The organism is Carnobacterium sp. GW821-FHT04C06, assembly GCF_059420345.1.
Genome location: NZ_JBWKTN010000001.1, coordinates 460,958 through 476,421 on the forward strand (window position 1 = coordinate 460,958; position 15,464 = coordinate 476,421).

20 protein-coding genes are annotated in these 15,464 nt (G+C 35.1%); all 20 read right to left on the reverse strand.

Going from position 1 to position 15,464, the window contains the following annotated elements; all coding sequences use genetic code 11:
* Nucleotides 1-5: 5 nt before the first annotated feature.
* A complete protein-coding gene (gene rsmH / locus AC07SW_RS02225) occupies nucleotides 6-959 on the reverse strand; it encodes a 16S rRNA (cytosine(1402)-N(4))-methyltransferase RsmH (RefSeq protein ID WP_119908226.1) in 954 nt (317 codons plus the stop codon).
* 17 nt (nucleotides 960-976) lie between these two features.
* On the reverse strand, nucleotides 977-1,408 hold the full coding sequence (mraZ, locus tag AC07SW_RS02230; RefSeq protein WP_034573446.1) for a division/cell wall cluster transcriptional repressor MraZ: 432 nt from the start codon (nucleotides 1,406-1,408) through the stop codon (nucleotides 977-979).
* 258 nt (nucleotides 1,409-1,666) lie between these two features.
* Complete coding sequence (locus tag AC07SW_RS02235; protein ID WP_494632163.1) at nucleotides 1,667-2,041, reverse strand: DUF3397 domain-containing protein; 375 nt, start codon at nucleotides 2,039-2,041, stop codon at nucleotides 1,667-1,669.
* A 153-nt stretch (nucleotides 2,042-2,194) separates the two neighbouring features.
* The gene (gene rpmF / locus AC07SW_RS02240; RefSeq protein ID WP_034569032.1) at nucleotides 2,195-2,374 is read right to left on the reverse strand and encodes a 50S ribosomal protein L32; all 180 of its coding nucleotides are present in this window, start codon (nucleotides 2,372-2,374) and stop codon (nucleotides 2,195-2,197) included.
* A gap of 75 nt (nucleotides 2,375-2,449) precedes the next feature.
* Nucleotides 2,450-3,010 carry a YceD family protein gene (locus AC07SW_RS02245; RefSeq protein ID WP_034569031.1) on the reverse strand — a complete coding sequence of 187 codons (561 nt, stop codon included), beginning with the start codon at nucleotides 3,008-3,010 and terminating at the stop codon, nucleotides 2,450-2,452.
* 188 nt (nucleotides 3,011-3,198) lie between these two features.
* A complete protein-coding gene (locus AC07SW_RS02250) occupies nucleotides 3,199-4,383 on the reverse strand; it encodes a nucleotidyltransferase (protein WP_494632165.1) in 1,185 nt (394 codons plus the stop codon).
* Nucleotides 4,384-4,405: 22 nt separating this feature from the next.
* A complete protein-coding gene (recQ, locus tag AC07SW_RS02255; protein WP_119908227.1) occupies nucleotides 4,406-6,178 on the reverse strand; it encodes a DNA helicase RecQ in 1,773 nt (590 codons plus the stop codon).
* Nucleotides 6,179-6,286: 108 nt separating this feature from the next.
* Nucleotides 6,287-7,024: a class I SAM-dependent DNA methyltransferase gene (locus AC07SW_RS02260; protein WP_034569026.1), complete on the reverse strand. Its 738-nt coding sequence runs from the start codon at nucleotides 7,022-7,024 to the stop codon at nucleotides 6,287-6,289.
* Between the two features lies 1 nt (nucleotide 7,025).
* Complete coding sequence (rsfS, locus tag AC07SW_RS02265; RefSeq protein WP_034569023.1) at nucleotides 7,026-7,385, reverse strand: ribosome silencing factor; 360 nt, start codon at nucleotides 7,383-7,385, stop codon at nucleotides 7,026-7,028.
* 11 nt (nucleotides 7,386-7,396) lie between these two features.
* The gene (yqeK, locus tag AC07SW_RS02270; protein WP_034573443.1) at nucleotides 7,397-7,984 is read right to left on the reverse strand and encodes a bis(5'-nucleosyl)-tetraphosphatase (symmetrical) YqeK; all 588 of its coding nucleotides are present in this window, start codon (nucleotides 7,982-7,984) and stop codon (nucleotides 7,397-7,399) included.
* A 1-nt stretch (nucleotide 7,985) separates the two neighbouring features.
* Nucleotides 7,986-8,621, reverse strand: coding sequence for a nicotinate-nucleotide adenylyltransferase (locus AC07SW_RS02275; RefSeq protein WP_376711066.1), 636 nt, complete (start codon nucleotides 8,619-8,621; stop codon nucleotides 7,986-7,988).
* 12 nt (nucleotides 8,622-8,633) lie between these two features.
* On the reverse strand, nucleotides 8,634-8,954 hold the full coding sequence (gene yhbY, locus AC07SW_RS02280) for a ribosome assembly RNA-binding protein YhbY (RefSeq protein WP_034569019.1): 321 nt from the start codon (nucleotides 8,952-8,954) through the stop codon (nucleotides 8,634-8,636).
* Between the two features lie 50 nt (nucleotides 8,955-9,004).
* Nucleotides 9,005-10,138, reverse strand: coding sequence for a ribosome biogenesis GTPase YqeH (gene yqeH, locus AC07SW_RS02285; RefSeq protein ID WP_034569016.1), 1,134 nt, complete (start codon nucleotides 10,136-10,138; stop codon nucleotides 9,005-9,007).
* A complete protein-coding gene (locus tag AC07SW_RS02290; RefSeq protein ID WP_034569014.1) occupies nucleotides 10,128-10,661 on the reverse strand; it encodes a YqeG family HAD IIIA-type phosphatase in 534 nt (177 codons plus the stop codon). The genes yqeH and AC07SW_RS02290 overlap by 11 nt, the downstream gene beginning before the upstream one ends.
* A gap of 232 nt (nucleotides 10,662-10,893) precedes the next feature.
* Nucleotides 10,894-11,484 carry a signal peptidase I gene (gene lepB, locus AC07SW_RS02295; RefSeq protein ID WP_119908229.1) on the reverse strand — a complete coding sequence of 197 codons (591 nt, stop codon included), beginning with the start codon at nucleotides 11,482-11,484 and terminating at the stop codon, nucleotides 10,894-10,896.
* A 227-nt stretch (nucleotides 11,485-11,711) separates the two neighbouring features.
* Nucleotides 11,712-12,053, reverse strand: coding sequence for a rhodanese-like domain-containing protein (locus tag AC07SW_RS02300; RefSeq protein WP_152877412.1), 342 nt, complete (start codon nucleotides 12,051-12,053; stop codon nucleotides 11,712-11,714).
* 145 nt (nucleotides 12,054-12,198) lie between these two features.
* A complete protein-coding gene (locus AC07SW_RS02305; protein ID WP_240309001.1) occupies nucleotides 12,199-13,317 on the reverse strand; it encodes a YqgU-like beta propeller domain-containing protein in 1,119 nt (372 codons plus the stop codon).
* A 160-nt stretch (nucleotides 13,318-13,477) separates the two neighbouring features.
* Complete coding sequence (locus tag AC07SW_RS02310; RefSeq protein WP_034569008.1) at nucleotides 13,478-14,446, reverse strand: ROK family glucokinase; 969 nt, start codon at nucleotides 14,444-14,446, stop codon at nucleotides 13,478-13,480.
* A gap of 20 nt (nucleotides 14,447-14,466) precedes the next feature.
* Nucleotides 14,467-14,688 carry a YqgQ family protein gene (locus AC07SW_RS02315; protein WP_034569006.1) on the reverse strand — a complete coding sequence of 74 codons (222 nt, stop codon included), beginning with the start codon at nucleotides 14,686-14,688 and terminating at the stop codon, nucleotides 14,467-14,469.
* Between the two features lie 23 nt (nucleotides 14,689-14,711).
* Nucleotides 14,712-15,410, reverse strand: a complete 699-nt coding sequence (locus AC07SW_RS02320) for a rhomboid family intramembrane serine protease (protein WP_034569004.1) — start codon at nucleotides 15,408-15,410, stop codon at nucleotides 14,712-14,714.
* Nucleotides 15,411-15,464: the final 54 nt, after the last annotated feature.

The following is a 15,464-nucleotide window of genomic DNA, read 5'->3' on the forward strand; positions in this document are numbered from 1 at the left end:
TCATTTTATTTTTTTATCTGTTTTTCTGCAACACGTAATTTTGCGCTTCTTGATCGATTGTTTTGTTCCAATTCTGCTTCACTTGGTAAAATTGGTTTACGTGTGATAATTTTTAATTCTGGTAAAAATTCTGTTGGCAACACCGGCAATCCTTTGGGTAAATCTGGCATTGCAGCGTGTTCTTTATAAATCGATTTCACAATTCTGTCTTCTAATGAATGGAATGAAATTACGCTGATTCTGCCACCAACTTTTAGTAACTCAATAGCACTTTCAAGAGAATCTTCCACTGCTGATAATTCATCATTCACTGCAATTCGAATCGCTTGAAATACTCGCTTAGCAGGATGTCCACCTTTTCTTCTAGCAGGTGCAGGAATAACTTCTTTAATAATTTCAACTAATTCCCCTGTCGTTTCAATGGGCTTTTCTTCACGTACCGCTTCAATTTTTCGTGCGATTTGTTTAGAAAATTTTTCTTCACCATATCGGTAAAAAATACGAACTAGTTCATGATAAGACCATGTATTAACTACTTCTTTAGCTGTTAATAGGGCATCTGTATCCATTCGCATATCAAGAGGTGCATCTTGATGATAACTAAATCCACGCTCTGCTTCATCCAGTTGTGGAGAGGAAACACCTAAATCGTAAAGCACACCGTCAATTTCAAAAACTCCTAAATTATTCAAGGCTTCTTTAATCTCTCTGAAATTTGACTTTACAAAAGTAACCATTCCTTTTTCTACAAACGTAGCTAATCTAATTTTTGCGTTTTCAATAGCACGTTCATCTTGGTCAAAAGCGTATAAATGTCCTTCTTTTCCAAGTTGTGATAATAAGTATTCGCTGTGTCCAGCACCGCCTAACGTACAGTCTACGTATATGCCATTTGGTTTTAGATTTAAGCCGTCTACTGTTTCATGTAACAATACGGTTTCGTGATTAAATGTTGTCATTTGTTTTCCCGCCCTTTTTAAAATCCAAAGTCGATCATGCTTTCTGCAATCTCATCAAAACTTTCTTCTGCTTCTTCTGAGAATTTTTCCCATCTATCTTGACTCCATATTTCTATTCGGTCAGAAACACCAATAACATGGCATACTTTTTCTAGTTCTGCATGTTCTCTTAACGTTTGAGGAATATTGATTCGTCCTTGCTTGTCTAATTCGCACTCTGTTGCTGCGGAATAAAAAAACCGAGTAAAAGCACGAGCATCTTTTTTTGCAAGTGGAAGTTGTTTTAATTTTTCTTCAAGTGTAGTCCATTCTTTTTCTGGATAACCAAACAAACAGCCATCCATCCCTCTTGTAATAATGAACTTTTCGCCTAAATCTTCACGAAATTTGGCTGGCATAATCAATCGACCTTTTGCATCGATATTATGTTTAAATTCACCCATTAGCATGTCTACACTCACCCCACTTTCAAGATACATTTTCAGTCTACCACATTGCCCCACTTTCCACCACTAATAACTTAAAATTTAAGAAAAAATAATTAATATATCATACTTTTGACATAATAATCCTAAAAAATAAAGAGTTCTGCCATATTTTAGAAAGTGGGGGCCTTTCCCAAAATTTCTTCAGTTTAGGAAATATTTATCAAACAAAAAAAGCATTTCTCCAAAAATCAGGAAAAATACTTTTAATAATACTACTAATTAGATAAAGGTGGTCACTAAATTAATAATCACAAGAACATAATATGCGAAAAATGAACTTATAAAAGTGAATCGCCAAAAAATTTTAAAAAATTGACTATATAAAATTTCACCCTTTTTTACAGCTAGCATAATTAAAATAGCAATACCTACAGCTAAAATAAAAATGGCAAAATAGGGAAACCAACTCACACTAAATGACAAACGACTTAAAATATGGATTCCTACAAATAAAAATGGAACTAATAAATCAGGCGCTTTTAGATTCCACTTTAAAACCAGTAAACCTTTATGTATTAATTTTCCTAATCCCCAGAGTAAAAAAATTGGTAAAAGATAAAGAATCACTTCTTCGATGGCAATCGGCAACTTCATATCTTTCCCTCCCTTTGGTTATTTTTTGAATTTCATTCTCTATTGTACTACGAACTTTAGAAAATGCAAAAATAAAAAACAAAATCCCTTTTGAGCCATGGTCTCAAAAGGGATTTAACAAATTATCTCACGGAATAAGATGAAATGTTTGTATTAAGCTTCTTTGCTTACTACTTCTTTACCGTCATATTGCCCACAAGCTGGACATACATGGTGGCTCTTTTTCAATTCGCCACAGTTAGGACATGGGTTCATGCCTGGAACTTCCAATTTGTAATGAGTACGACGTCTATTTTTTTTAGCTTTTGATGTTCTTCTAGCTGGTACTGCCATGATCTACACCTCCTTATAAGGATTGCTTTTTGCTATTTGCCTAGGGTTATAGTTAAAAAGCGATTTATTCCAATCTTACTCTTGGTTGTCACGAGATTCGTCCGGAAACAAATCTGCTAAACCAGCAAGACGAGGATCCACGTTTTGTGTTTTTTGTTCTTCAATCCGCACTTCATACATTTCTTGTGAAATTACTTCCCAATCATTTCCAGAAGGCAGTTCATCACTTTCTTCTTCTTCAGGCGTAAACACCTGCATTGGCAAGTTCAAAAGAATAATATCTTCTACAGTTTCTGTCAAATCAATTTGGTCTTTATCTAGATAAATGACCGTCTCGTTTTTTTCATCTTCTGCAAAATCGGTTACGTCTTTTGGAACATAAAGTTCGTTAGCTTCAATCAACATTGGAACCGAAACTGGTTTTAACGAGCGAGATGAGGGTAATGTAATTACCAACGAAATTTCCAAACGGGCGATAATTTCATCTTGAACAATTAGTGTACCTTTAACGGTAACAGGACTAATGTCTAAGATTTCACTTTCTCTTACCATTATGGATTCTTTCAAATCAATCTCTTCAGAAAAAATTAGCGGTTCATTGCGATATTTTTGCAATTCTAATAATGACCATTTCATTTCCATCACTCCTAAAGCAACAAAGGTAATTATACTAGTTGTAACCACCTTTGTCAATGTGTTTTACCTTACAGCTTAATTCTTTTGTAGCTTGGTTTTCAATTTGTTTTCATAATGAATGTGATTTATCATTTTTTTATTCGATTTACTTAAATCTGCCGATAAATTCATTAGGTTAACTTTTTTTATCATTTTTTTCTAATAGGATAACGACGATAATCCTGATTTATTTTTTGATCTATTTTCCCCATTTGATACACCAATCCAGCTCGGATATCAAGCTCAACAAGATGTTGATTTTTTTGATTGATATTTGTAAGCAAAGGTATTTCTAGCTGTTTTTTCTTAATTTTCAAGTATTCTTGGCCCTTTTTAGTAAATCCTAAAACGCGAATGGCTTCAACTTGTTTAACTTTCTCAGCCATCTCTACTTTTGTTAAATTTAATAAAATATAACAAAAGAGGCGCTGTATTTTCACCCAAGTCAAACGTTTGCTTTTAATCAATTGAATAAATTCATTAAAAGCAAAGGCTTCTTTCACTTTTTCTTTTAATCGAAATTCAAGACCTTCATTTACTTGATAAATACCACGTAAATCGCTTAATGACATTGTCGTTAAGCGATATTTTAGCAATTCCCAATAATTTTCCCAGTCAACATATTCTGTTGTAGAAATAAATTGAAAAACATCTTCTGGTACCACTTTTTGAATTTCTTTAAATGAATCAGACGGATTGAACAATTCTTTTCGAATCGCCGTAGCGCTTGCGATTGTTTTTTCTTCAATAGACTCATCATGAAATTGTGCAAGGTGTCGTTTCACTGTTTTAATTTCCATTGAGGATTGAGCTTTAATGATTTCTTTTACGTAACTAAACCCTAACATATTGTTTGGTTGCATTAAATCAATTGAATGGGTTGGGAAAACACTTTTTATTGCTTGATTCATTTGAACGGGATAACTTGAGCCATTGTTTTTAAAATTTTGAAATGCCTCATCAATAACTACTCGCTTTTCTTCTACTTGATTAGCTAACCTTTTAAAATCAGTTCCCGTTCCTTCTTCAGAGCCAAAGCACAGACTATCACATTTTAATGCTTGGAGCAACGCCACGCCGCCCTTAGCAAAGTAATCCGCTGACTGAACACTAAATTGGACGGGCAACTCAACCACAAGATCTGCTCCGTGATTTAAAGCCATTTCTGCTCTTGTCCACTTATCAAATAAAGCAGGTTCCCCACGCTGTAAAAAATTCCCACTCATTACTGCAATCAAAACATCGCAATTGGTTGTTTTTTTTGCTTGCTCTAAATGATAGAGATGCCCGTTATGAAAAGGATTGTATTCAACAATGACACCACAACTCTTCATTCGTTTGCTCCTCCTTTTCTGTTTAGCCCTTAACTGCTTCCGCCTTTTTTAATGCGTCTAGGAAATAAGCTCCATACTTTTCAAGTTTATTTTCACCAACACCTTTAACAGTTAACAGTTCAGTATCTGTCTGCGGCAATTTCTGACACATTTCTCGTAGACTTTCATCTGAAAAAATAATGTACGGAGGAACTTTATGTTCGCTTGCTAAGAGACTTCGAATTCCTCGTAACTCATCGAATAACGCATCATCCACAGCTACTTTTTCAGCCACTTGTGCTTGTTTCCGACTTACTTTTAACTCTCCTTTTAGTACTGATACACCCGTATTTGTAATTTTTAAAATAGGAAATTGACCATCTGTTGGGGCTAAATATTTTTCTGCTGTTAAGTAATCAATCAGTTGCGTGACTTCTTTTTGAGGCATCCCTTTCATTAATCCATAGGTAGACAATTCTTCAAAATCCCACTGTTTCATTTTTTGATCTTTTGAACCAGTCAAGACTTTCATGATCATCGCTTTGCCAAAGGTCTCACCCATCCGTTTTACACAAGACAATACTTTTTGAGCTTCAAGCGTAATGTCTACCTCATCACGATCATCTAAACAGTTGCTACAACGTTCACAGTCTTCACAATCTTCTCCAAAGTAACGAACAATAAAACGTTGTAAACACATTTGAGTTGAACCGTATTGAGCCATTTCACGCAGTTTTTTGTATTCATATTTTTTAAGGGACTCTTCCATTTCAGACTGGTCAATAAAAAATTGCTGAATCTGCATGTCTTGAGGTGAAAACAGGAGGATGGCATCACTGTCTAATCCATCTCGCCCAGCTCTTCCAGCCTCTTGATAGTATGCTTCAATATTTTTTGGTATTTGATAATGAATGACAAAGCGCACGTTGCTTTTATCAATTCCCATTCCAAAGGCATTTGTTGCTACCATTACCGTTACTTTATCATAAAGAAACTTCTCTTGCGCGTCATTTCGTTCGCTTTCTTTCATCCCACCATGATATTTCCCAGCTTGAATCCCTTTGGTTAACAATAATTCATAAATACGTTCAACTTCTTTTCTTGTGCTTGCATAAACAATTCCTGATTGTGTACGATTAACTTTTAAATATTCTAATAAGAAGCGATTGCGATCTTGTCCTTTTACAACTTGAAAGGCTAAGTTTTCTCTTGAAAAACCTGTTTTAACTCGATTATCCGGTGCAATTCCTAGTAAGCGCAGTATGTCATCTGAAACAACAGGCGTTGCCGTCGCTGTTAAGGCTAAAATCGTGGGCCTTGGATGGATGCTCTGCAATGTCTCACATAACGAAAGGTAACTCGGTCTAAAATCATGTCCCCATTGAGAAATACAATGGGCTTCATCGATTGCAATAAACGGTACCTCTACAGACTGCATTAAGTAAAAAATTTCTTCTGTTTGGAATCGTTCTGGCGCAACGTATAACAACTTATATTCACCATTACTTGCATTTTTTAATCGTTGATGCATTTCTCCATTTGAAAGTGTACTGTTAATATAAGTCGCAGGTATCCCTAATTCGAGAAGGGCGTCCACTTGATCTTTCATTAGAGAGATTAATGGAGATACTACAATTGTCAATCCATTAAATAAGAGTGCTGGAATTTGATAGCAAATTGATTTGCCGCCACCAGTTGGCATAATCGCTAAGGTATCTTGTCTAGCTAAGACTTTATCAATCACATCTTGTTGTCCTACTCTAAATTCTGGATACCCATAAATTTCTTGTAGAAGTTGAACGGCCTCTTCATTCATCCCTCAGAGCCCTCCTTTCCTTGTATTATCTGCTGTTTAAGTAAAAATTCATTTTTCTTTTAAAAAAACAGAAAAATCGGGAATGATTTTTCCGTTCGTTCGTCTGATTTATTTTTTAGAACAGGTAAAGAACCAACGGGTTGTTTGATCTGTTACTTCTTGAGTTCCAAATTCTCCACTGACTTTGACTTGACTAAAACCAGCTTGTTTCAACAGTTGTAAGTATTGTTCTAATGGATAGGTCCGTTCCTTATGACACTCATCGAAACGTTCATAGCTATCTAGTTCTTCATCGTAAACAAAGAAAGTTAAATCGTGTTCAATACTATGTGGCACTTCGCCTTCATAACTTTGCCATAGAAAACTAATTTCTTGTGAGGCGTCATTATACATATATCCAGGAAAAACTTCATCCATTTGATAAACAGAATGTACATCAAATAAAAATTGCCCTTCTGCTGGTAACAAGTTCGCCACTTCATTAAAAACTTTTCCAACTGCAGCTTCATCTGGCATGTAGCAAATAGAATCTGAAAAACAAGTAACAACGTCGTATGTGCCGATTTCAGATAAATCCAGCATGTCGCCTTCAATTAAAGGCAATTTCACACCAGCATTTATAGCCCGTTCATTCGCTAAGGTCAACATGTTTTCAGATAAATCTAGACCTGTTACATCAAAACCTGCTTGTTTTAAGGTGACGGCTAAGGCACCTGTTCCACAAGCTAATTCTAATATTTTTTGGTCTTTTGTTGCCACTTGCTGTTTGACAAATGAAAGCCATTTTTCATATAACGAGTCATCCATAATGGCATCATAAACTTGTGCAAATGTTTGATAACTCATCTTAGTCAACCATTTTTGAGATATCAACTAATGGAGCGTCACTCCATAATTTTTCTAAATTATAAAATGAACGTTCTGAGTAATGGAATACGTGAACAACAACGTCTCCTAAATCAATCAACATCCATTTAGCTGAGTCTCTTCCTTCGATACGCTTTACTTCTACTTTAGCCATTTCTTCTTGATCGACAATTTCGTTTACAATTGCTTCTACTTGTTTTTCACTGTTTCCGTGCATCACTACAAAATAATCTGCTAGAATTGAAATGTTGCGCACGTCCATCGCCATGATGTCCTCTGCACGCTTGTCGTCTGCTGCTTTTACGGCGATTTCTAAAATTTCTTCACTTGATATTGTCAATTGATTTCCTCCTATGATTTGGCAACCCATGTATTGTAAGTTGCAATGGTTTGTGGGTAAATTTTGGTATTTTTTTCAATTAAATAGTGTAAAGTATGTTTTGTTTCAAAAGCAACAGCCTCATCTAAATTACGAATCGCAATTTCTCTAGCTTCTGCTACTCCTGGAAAGTCGCGATTAGGTTCGATAAAATCTGCTACATAAATAATTTTATCCAACAACGTCATCTCACTTGCTCCTACCGTATGCTTACGAATGGCATCTAAAATCAAGTCATCCTGAACACCTAGTTCTTTTTGAACTAAAAATGCGCCCACTGGACCATGCCAAATCTCGCTTCCGTAATTGAGCAAATCCAAGTCAAAGCCTTCTTTACGGATTAACTCTTGCATTTCATCGCGATCGCGCTCTTTTGCATAGTCATGAGTCAGCGCAGCTATACTAGCTGCCTCAATGTCTGCTTCGTATCGACCGGCTAACGCAATCGCCATTTCTTCTACGCCTAAAACATGTTTGAAACGGCGTTCACCCATTTGCATTTGAACGCGCTCAAGTAGTTCGACACGACTCATTTTTAAATAGTTAGTAGTGTATTCCATCTTATTTGTCATCTTGATACAGCCCCTTTTCTTTAATATAAGTAAGAGTTTTTTCAGGAATCAAATAATGAACTGGGCAACCTAATTCAAGTTTTTTTCGAAGATCTGTTGAGCTGACATCAATCGCTGGTACGTCTACCCAAATGATAGGATAAGGACTATCGGTTCCATAATTTGGTCGTTTCACACCAACAAACTGGACCAATTGAATCAATTCGTCAATACGATACCATTTTGGTAAGTATTCAACCATATCGCCACCAATAATAAAATAATAGTCGATTTCAGGATGTTCTTTGGTTAATTCAAGCATCGTATCAAAGGTATAGCTTTTTCCACCACGAAGGATTTCTCGCTCCTCTAGTTCAAATAGCGGATTGCCTTCAATTGCTGATGCCACCATTTTTAAGCGATGAGTTGCATCTACTGCTTCTTTTCGATCAATGTGTGGTGGCTCCGCATCCGGCATAAAGTAAATTGTATCTAATCCTAATTGGTGCCCTACTTGATCGGCAATTACTAAATGACCAATATGAGGTGGATTAAACGTTCCACCAATAATCCCTACTCGTTTACGCTGCTCAACGAATGGTTCTGCTTTTGTCATCACGATTGTTTGATTTTTCAATGAAATCACCTAACCTTTTGATTAATTAGCTTTCACTCTAGGAAGTCGACTTGAAATGCGTTGGTATTTTTCTTTTGTTGATGGTTGGAATAGGACAATCACGCGTCCAATAATTTGAATCGCATCACAACCGACTGTTTTTTCAATAGCTGCTGCTACTTCAGTAACTTCTTCATCTGTATTTTGAAGCAAGCTAACTTTTAAAAGCTCTCTTTTTTCTAAAGCTTCGCCAATTTGTTTCATCATTTCATCACTTAATCCGCCTTTTCCAACTTGAAAAATAGGGGTTAAGTGGTGCGCTTCGCTTCGTAAGAAACGTTTTTGTTTTCCTGTTAAATTCATGCTTTCAACTCCATTAAGTCGCTTTTGTACGACTTTTCTATTTTAATTTGTTAAATCAATGATTTACGAATCACAACACTAACGCCTTTTGGCGCCCAACCAGCTACAACTGCACCTGGTTCGTTAACCGTTACCCAGCCTAGACCAGCAAAGACAATATCGCTTTTTTCTTTGACAGAAAATTCAAAACGAACCAACTCAGGGAAGCTTTCCACTTCTTCTTGACGAGGGGGTTGCAACATTCCTCCCACATGATTTGCATACAATTCATCGGCTTTTTCAAGCTTTGTACGATGAATTTTCAAATCATTTGATAAGAAACAAGTGAAGGATCTACGCCCACCTTTCAAGTAATCAAAACGCGCTACTCCACCAAAAAACAAGGTTTGCTCTTCGTTCAATTGGTAAACCATTGGCTTAATTTCTTTTTTAGGAGCGATCAATTTTAGATCTTTATCTCCTAAAACGTGTGCCATTTGGTGACGATGAATAATTCCTGGTGTATCAATTAAATTTTTCCCATCTTCTAATGGAATCTCGATACGGTCAAGGGTTGTTCCTGGAAATTGTGAAGTCGTAATTAAATCTTGTACGCCAGCTGTGTTTTTGATAATTTGATTAATCAAGGTTGATTTCCCAACATTGGTTACCCCAACTACAAATACATCACGGCCTTTACGATGTTTTTCAATGGTTTCTAGTAGGCTATCCATTTCTTTTGCTTTCATTGCACTTGTTAAAATGACATCTTCAGGGCGTAGTCCTTCTTCAAAGGCACGTTCTTTTAACCATTGGGTCATTTTGCCACGTTTTAATGATTTTGGTAACAAATCAACTTTATTTCCTACTAGTAAAACCGGATTGTTTCCAACAAAACGATGTAGTCCAGGAATCAAGCTACCATTAAAATCAAAAATATCAATCACATTCACAATTAACGCATCTTTTGTGCCGATTTCGTTTAATAATTTTAAGAAGTCGTCATCGGTAAGTTTAACGTCTTGAATTTCATTGTAATGTCTTAGTCTAAAACAACGTTGACAATAGACTTCTCCGCTCTCCAACCCTTTTTCTAATGCCGAAACCGGAGTGTAGCCTAGCGCGTCTTTATCGGTTGTTTGAATAATTGCTCCACAACCAATACAGCGGATTTCTTCATTTAAATCTAATTCGTTATTCTCCATCAATTGTATTCCTCCAATTCATTTCTGGATGTTTTTTCAATAAGTAGTTCATAATCTGTCTTTCCATCAAACGGTTGAACTTTGTATTCCACGCATCAGTCGTTACAATTGGCTTAACTAACACATTTTGAATCTTAGCAGCGTTTGCACCACGGATGTCCGTCATGATTTGGTCACCTACCATCAGAATTTGTTCTTTTGGTAAATTCAATTTTGTTTCTGCTTCTTTAAAGCCTTTTGTCAATGGTTTCATTGATCTTGCAACATAATCAAGACCTAATTGTTCCACCACTCGTTCGATTCGAGCCGCTTTATTATTTGAAACAACAATCACAGGAATATTAGCTGCTTTCATTTCGTCAATCCACCCTAAAAGTTCAGCTGTTCCATCTGGGTTGTTCCATGCAATCAACGTGTTATCTAAATCAGTTAGTACAGCTTTGAAATTGCGTTTTTTTAATTGTTCTGGTGTAATTTGATAAATGGCTTCCACCATCCATGTTGGTTTGAATTTAGTAAACATAATTTCTCCTTAGCAATAAAATAGGAGCACTAAAAAATCAGTACCCCACCACTTTTCTTATCTCGTTAATTATACGCTATTTTCTAAGAAATTTCACCTATTTAATTTATTCATTTTATTGTGTTGTTGTTTCTCTCGCCATTTTCTACTTTAATTAGAATTCTCGTCTTCAATGATACCGCTTCATTCATCGAAAAAACAAACCCATCACAAGGACGGGTTTGTTTTTAGGTTATTCAGCTTTGTCAATTCGACCAAAGGTTGTAATTGGCCAAATTCGATAATCAGCAACTCCTTGAATATCGTCTGCATCAATATAGCCAATCATACGACCATCTTTTGAATTTTGACGGTTATCTCCTAATACTAAATACTTACCTGCTGGAACTTTTGATACCCCACTAATTTGCTCTAATGTAAAATCAGTTGTTAAGTTTTCGCCAGTCGGAAGATTTGCTTTAAATTCTTTTAAATAAGGTTCATCATAATTTTTCCCATTAATGGTTAGGATATCATTTTTATAGCTAACCTCGTCGCCAGGCAATCCAATCACTCGTTTTACGTAGTTCTCACTTGGGTTATCTGGTGCTGGAAAGGTAACAATATCAAATCGCTTCACTTTTTCCATTTTTAGTAATAAGATGCGGTCGTTATTTTCTAAAGTAGGATTCATCGATTCGCCTTTAACAATGACCGGTGTAAAAATAAAGGTTCTTAATAGCATTACAATTCCCAATGCCACAACTAAAGTCATCAAGGTACTTAAAATTTCTTTTTTTACTGAAACGTTCTTTTTAGTTTTCTTTGTTTTATTTGTATTCATAAAAAAATAGGCTCCTTCAATTACAATTGATTTTGTTCTATTATATCAAATTTTAATAAAAATAGTTGCTTTTTTTATTTTATATTTTCTATATCCATAGAAAATAGAGGAATAAAAACAAGTATTAGTATAAATCTTAATAAATTCTACATGATTTTAATTGTATCATCTTGTATGTTGTAACTAAAAATAAAAAAACCTTATAAACAAGGTTTTTTATTTGAGGCTTATTTTTTTTTAATTTTGCCATTCCAATTTTGATACCCATCTTTTAATCGATAGATTTTTGTGTACCCTGCTTTACGTAACTTAACTGCCGCACGGCCACTCATTGATTTTTTTTGATCGTATAAATAAACGGGAATATCTTTTCTAATTTCTACCATTCTCGTTTTAAAACCTGAATACGGAATATTACGAGCACCTAAAATATGACCTGCATCAAATTCTGGTTTTTCACGAACATCAATCACTTGGACTTTACGCATATTTTCTCTGAATTCTTCTTCAGTTAAAATAACAGCAGCCCGCTTACGATTAAAATGTTGATACACTTCATAACCAATCATTCCTAATAAAATGATCGCTAAAATAATGTTAACAATTAAATTTCCATTCACGTTGTTTTTCCCCTTTCATCAATAACCTTCATTGAACAATTCTACACAAGAACGTTGCAATTTACCACCTATTTTTTGAGAAAAACCAAAGATTCTATTTAATCGTTCCTTTATCTTTTAATAAAGAGTAAATTTTTTGGTTATCAAGATTGATAATATTTTCAAATCGCCATCCATAGAGCAAAGATTTTCCATCTGGCGAGATTAAAATCGGAGCATTATCTGGTAACTCAACAACAGACTCAACTTTACGCTTGTCAAAGTTTAATTTAGCTAAATGAAATTTTCCAGCTTTTAATTCTAAATGAACAGTTTCTTTAGGTAGAACCCCATAGATAGCTGATTTCCGCTCTAACTGAGTCAAATAAGGAAACACTAATCGATCGTTCATCGTCATTTTTGGAACTTCTAAAAAGCCTTTGTCTACCATAAATGGATACTGATAACTTAATAATAAATCATTGTCATTAAAGTCAGACGGAGTGAACATCACTAATGAGTCTTGATTTAAGTAAAATCCTGAAACTTGACTCCTTAAATGCGTACTTTCACCTGTTCGGATATCCCCTAGGTAAAGCTCTCCTTTTTTTAGCAAGAAATCATTTTGATTATTAACATATACATAAAGATTTTCTGAATACCAAACAGGATTTAACGTGTCACTAGGGACTTCTTTAGTTGTATTTTTTGCAATATCCCAATCGCTTACCACAATCTTGTTCTCATTTTGATAATAAGATAAAAAGATTTGATCTAACGAAACAGGATTCCAACTAACATTTAAATATCCCATGGTATCAACCCTTTTAGTCTGCAATTTTTCACCCGATAAATTAATAATTTGAATTTCACTGTCCTTATCGTGAGCTATTTGAATAAATACTTTTGTTTGATCTGGTGATAAAAGAGCAATTAAAATCAATGCATTGGGCTGATAAATAAGATGTAGTTCCCCTGTTCTGACATTAAATCGATATAAAACATCTTTAAATTGATAACCACAGTGAATCAAAACCTCATCCTTATTTAACCAACCAATCACTTTTTTAAAACTGTCTGTTTCAATTGGAATTTTTTTTAAAGTCACTGCTTCTTCACGCTGAGTCTTTTTTGTGTCATCTGTTTTTTTAGTAGTATGACAACCAACTAAAAAAAGGCTAATCAAAAGAAACAAAAATAAAACCTTATAGCCATATCGCTGTTTTTGCCTCATATAGATCACCCAATGTCTCCTACTTTTACATAGATATTTTTTGAAAAATGTAGTTCAAGTATATCATATGGTATGTACTTTCGCATCTATTAGCCATTAGACATTGCCGTTTGTTAACATAAAAAAATCATTGAGAAATCTCCTCAATGATTTTTTAACTTTATTTTTTTAGAAATTGTTTTGCTAATGAACTTGCACCAATAACACCTGCATCATTACCCAATTGTGCTAATTTTAGATTCGTGCTATGACGAACTTGTGGGAAAGTAAATTCTTCAAAGTAATGACGGACTTGCTCTAACAGAAAATCTCCAGCTGCTGAAACACCACCACCAATTACAATATCAGAAGGATTCAGCATATTGCCAATATTTCCACAGGCTAACCCTAAATAGTAAGAAACTTTATCAATAATTTTAATCGCTAAAACATCGCCATCTTTCGCTAAATCAAAAACTGTTTTAGCTGTAACTTCTTGTCCGTCGTCAATTAAATACTTCAAACGAGAATCACCAGCAAACTCATCCGCGTAATCTCTTGCTACCCTTACAACACCCGTCGCACTTGCAACTGTTTCTAAACAACCTTTTTTACCACAAGTACAATCATAACCACCAGGATCTACTGTAATATGCCCAATTTCACCTGCTGCTCCAACAACACCGTGTAGCAACCGACCTTCAGCAATAATTCCGCCACCTACACCCGTTCCTAACGTAATGAAGGTCACGTCATCCCCATTCTCTCCAGCGCCTTTCCAACGCTCTCCTAAGGCAGCAACATTCGCATCATTATCAATAGCAAATGGTATATCTGTTCCCGCTTCAATTTCTTGTTTGACTTGTTGCAATGTCTTCCAATTTAAATTATATGCCCCAATTACAGTTCCTAATTCACGATCAACAGTACCAGGAGAACCCATACCGATTCCGATAAAATCGCTGTGGGACATTTCATATTTTGCAATATGTTTATTTATCGATTCCACAATACTTGGGACAATTTTTGAACCTTCATTTGTAGTATCTGTTTCAATGCTCCATTTTTGTTGAACATCCCCATCTACAGTTAAGATAGCAAATTTGATTGTCGTCCCACCTAAATCAATTCCAATTAGTTTTTTAGACATTGTTTTATTCCTCCAAGTTGTTAGTTATCCATACTAATATTTTTTTGTTTTTCTTCTTCCAAACGATGCTCTTTTCGTAAAACTAAAGCTGCTGGTATATAGACATCATCTTCAATCAAACCAGAATCTTTTAAACTTTTTAGTTCGATTGACATCATCTCAATATCCCATAACCGCTCTCCTACGTAAACATATATTCCAAATCTTTTTAATAATAACTGTACATCATATAAGATTCGCATAACTTTACTTCACGTCCTTCACATTATAACCCGATTTGTGTTTTTTTGAAACCGATTGCGATAAAGAAAGCGATGGCAATCAGATAGGTTATTCCTGATAAAATTCGTTTAACAGTCAAGTCGCTTGACGCTTTTGGTACAGAAATCGCTGTAGCAATTAAAAAGCCACCAATCAAGCCACCAATATGACCAGAATTATCCACTGAGGTAGACATAAAACCCGTTACTAAGTTTAAACCGATAAAAATAGCAAAAGTTTTTGCCATTTCTTGCATTTGACTATTGTGTCTAAAAGTTTCAGCTAACATCAAAGCTGTCCCAAATAAACCGAATAAAGCCGTACTTGCACCTGCAGAAACTGCATCGTTAAAAGCAAAACTTGCTACATTTCCCGCAATTCCGCTTAATAGGTAAATCAAAGCAAATCGAAAATGGCCAAAAACGCCTTCCAGTTGTATCCCTAAGTAATACAGCGTTACAGAGTTTACGATAATATGCAGTGCTCCAATATGAACAAACATCGGTGTAACTAAGCGCCACCATTGTCCCATCGCAATAGACATATTTTCTTTTGCTCCATATTTAATAAGAGTAGCAATACTTTCACTGCCTCCATCAATTGTCATTAATAGAAAAACAACAAGTTGAATGGCTAAAAAACTATACGTTACAATCGGTTTTTTTAATAGTTCATTTAATGTTCTCTTTTTTTGATTCGTCAAAGCGCCACCCCATTTTTCTTATGATTCTGTTCTTTATTATAGCGAATCTAATTT